This window comes from Tissierella sp. P1 (genome assembly GCF_002266425.1).
Taxonomy (GTDB): domain Bacteria; phylum Bacillota; class Clostridia; order Tissierellales; family Tissierellaceae; genus Tissierella; species Tissierella carlieri.
In genome coordinates this window covers 1-2,407 of sequence record NZ_NPMN01000072.1, presented here as the reverse complement: position 1 = coordinate 2,407, position 2,407 = coordinate 1, and the positions used below count along the sequence as shown (strand labels likewise).

General features: G+C 26.6%; 4 protein-coding genes. 1 reads left to right on the top strand and 3 read right to left on the bottom strand.

Features of this window, described 5'->3' with window-relative positions; translation table 11 throughout:
- Positions 1-131: 131 nt before the first annotated feature.
- Positions 132-629 (top strand): hypothetical protein, encoded by a 498-nt coding sequence (locus CIW83_RS21710; RefSeq protein ID WP_094904506.1) that lies wholly within the window; start codon positions 132-134, stop codon positions 627-629.
- A gap of 65 nt (positions 630-694) precedes the next feature.
- On the opposite strand, the gene CIW83_RS21705 is transcribed toward CIW83_RS21710, so the two are convergent.
- The 3 genes from CIW83_RS21705 to CIW83_RS21695 form a co-directional block, all read right to left on the bottom strand.
- Positions 695-1,279, bottom strand: a complete 585-nt coding sequence (locus tag CIW83_RS21705) for an N-acetylmuramoyl-L-alanine amidase (protein WP_094904505.1) — start codon at positions 1,277-1,279, stop codon at positions 695-697.
- Positions 1,280-1,427: 148 nt separating this feature from the next.
- The gene (locus CIW83_RS21700) at positions 1,428-1,649 is read right to left on the bottom strand and encodes a BhlA/UviB family holin-like peptide (RefSeq protein ID WP_094904504.1); all 222 of its coding nucleotides are present in this window, start codon (positions 1,647-1,649) and stop codon (positions 1,428-1,430) included.
- An 84-nt stretch (positions 1,650-1,733) separates the two neighbouring features.
- Positions 1,734-2,180: a sigma-70 family RNA polymerase sigma factor gene (locus CIW83_RS21695; RefSeq protein ID WP_094904503.1), complete on the bottom strand. Its 447-nt coding sequence runs from the start codon at positions 2,178-2,180 to the stop codon at positions 1,734-1,736.
- Positions 2,181-2,407: the final 227 nt, after the last annotated feature.

Genomic DNA, 2,407 nt, shown 5'->3' with positions numbered 1-2,407 from the left:
TCCCCAATTAATAATCTATAGTTTGCAAAGAAATAAAAAATAAATTATTAATTCTAAACCTGCTTATGGACAAATTCACAATAAAAAATATATAAGTAATATTTTTTAGAAGATAGGAGGTGTTAAATAGGGTGAAAAAAAAGCTTATTACTGTATCGTTAATTATTTTAGTTTTATTGGGTTTAAAGCTAACAAGTCGCTTAACTTTTGAAAGTTTTATTAATTCTTTTGGCAACTCAAAACAACATGTCACTAAAGATGTTGAAAAAAACATTGGCTATGAAAAGATAGATAGATTAAAAAATATCACTTATGCCTTTGATAAATTTGAATTATTTTTAAAACCGCAATCGTCTAAATTAGTTGATGATTCCTTTAATCTAAATGAATTAAAGCCTGATATATATGAATTGTTAGATGATACTTTACTTATATATTGTTTTAAAGATGAAAAAAGTTTAAATAAGGGATTAGAACAAATTCAAGAAGTATTTAATAATGATTATTATAAGTATACAATAGAAGATGATATATTAATTATTTATTATCCTAGCGAATATTCGTTGGAAGCTACAAATTCAAATAAAAAAATACAAGAAGTTGTTGAATATATTGAAAATAGTAAATAGAGTTAAAAATCTTTTTAACTCTATTTACTATTTTTATTCAATTATTGTATTTGTTTATTTGAATTTTAATAAAAGTAATTCTCTAAACCTTTAAATATTCCATTTACAAAGTCTAATTTTCCTTCAAAGTGGGAAATGAATTCATCATCATCAGGGTTTGTCATAAATCCTAATTCTAATAATACAGCAGGCATTTCTGTTTCTCTTAATACCTGAAAATTATCTTCTCTTACACCAGTAGATCCCCATGTATTTAGTCCAGTCCATTTAGGGATGCTTTTAGCCATTTCTTCGGCTAGTGGCTTGTCTATTCTTTTATACCAATGAGCTGAAATTCCATTTGCTCTTGAATTATCACTTCCATTATGGTGTAGAGAAATAAAAACATCTGCTCCCCATCTGTTTGCTAATCTAGCACGTTCTCCAAGACAGACAGGAATATCTCTAGTTCTACTTATTTCTACAATTGCACCTTCAGATTCTAATAATCCTTTAAGTTCAAGTCCTATTGTTAATACAGAATCTTTTTCATCTCCAGATAAGTTACCACTTGTCCCAACATTATAAGAGCCATTGCACAATCTTCTCCCTTCAGCACTAGTTCCACCATGTCCTGGGTCGATAAATATTTTTTTTCTTCTTAAACTCATTTTGTTCCCTCCTAAAATTATTTTTAATACAGGCAGCTAAAGAATATAAAATACATAATTTTACTTCTTAACTTTTGAGAATTTTAACTAGCTAAATGTTTCTCATAATATATAAACGAAATAGATTTCATTAAAGTAAACTACGAATTTAAATTATTTTGTTCTTAATTTCTACAATATCGTCTTTTATATCATCAATAACATTTAACTTGTCTGTTAAGACAAATATAATTTCTTGATATTTAATTTCTCTAGACTCTTGAGCGGTATCCCTTTTTTCTTGATTTCTTAAAATATAAAAAATTAAACTTATACTTAACATCGCCCATATTCCTTGAGTAGCAGCAATTTTTAACACTTCTGATTCCATCTTATTTTTTCCCTTTCCAAGTTTTCTTTTATTCTTTTAAAAGCCTGTTTTTTTGTATTGTGAATAGCTTGTTTTGTTACACCTTTATCCTTGGCTACTTCCACTTCTGTTTTTTGATGAATAAAAAATTTGTTCAAGAACCCATTTTTGATTTTTAGTTAATGGTTTAATTAAGTAATAAAAGTTCAATTTACTCTCGATAGATTCAATGTTTGTGGTCAAAGTTTGATAACGAGTGATATTATCTGTTAGCATCTCAGTATTAAAACGTATATTTTTTCGTACAATATCTATATATTTATTTCTTATAACTGTTGAAATGTAGTTTACAAATTGACCATCTGAAATATTATTTGCTATATCCATTTTTTCGAGCCCTTCAATCATTGAAATTATAAGTTCTGAACTAATATCTTCTTTAAAATATTTTCTATTATATTTATTTATGAGTGGCATGAATTCTAATATAATGTCTAGTAATGCATTTTTATCCCCCTGTTTGCATTCAATTAAAAGATTAGTTAATTTCATTTTCTTTTCCCCCCTAACCTTAAAAATAGGAACGGAATTGTTACATCTAAAGTAAACCAAAAACATTCAAAAGCCAAACGCTTTAAAAAACTAATCTTATTAATTCAATCATATGAATTAATGAAATGAGTGAAAAAGAGTTCCTCTCACTTATATATAAGTTATGGCATCTATGGTGTTACGATAGTTGTTGTATAGAAAGAAATAAAAGTTATACTTAGGAATTT

Bases quoted from the DNA above. Each gene is read 5' to 3' on its own strand.
- CIW83_RS21705 (WP_094904505.1), bottom strand. From the start codon at position 1,279: ATGAGTTTAAGAAGAAAAAAAATATTTATCGACCCAGGACATGGTGGA.
- CIW83_RS21700 (WP_094904504.1), bottom strand. From the start codon at position 1,649: ATGGAATCAGAAGTGTTAAAAATTGCTGCTACTCAAGGAATATGGGCG.
- CIW83_RS21695 (WP_094904503.1), bottom strand. From the start codon at position 2,180: ATGAAATTAACTAATCTTTTAATTGAATGCAAACAGGGGGATAAAAAT.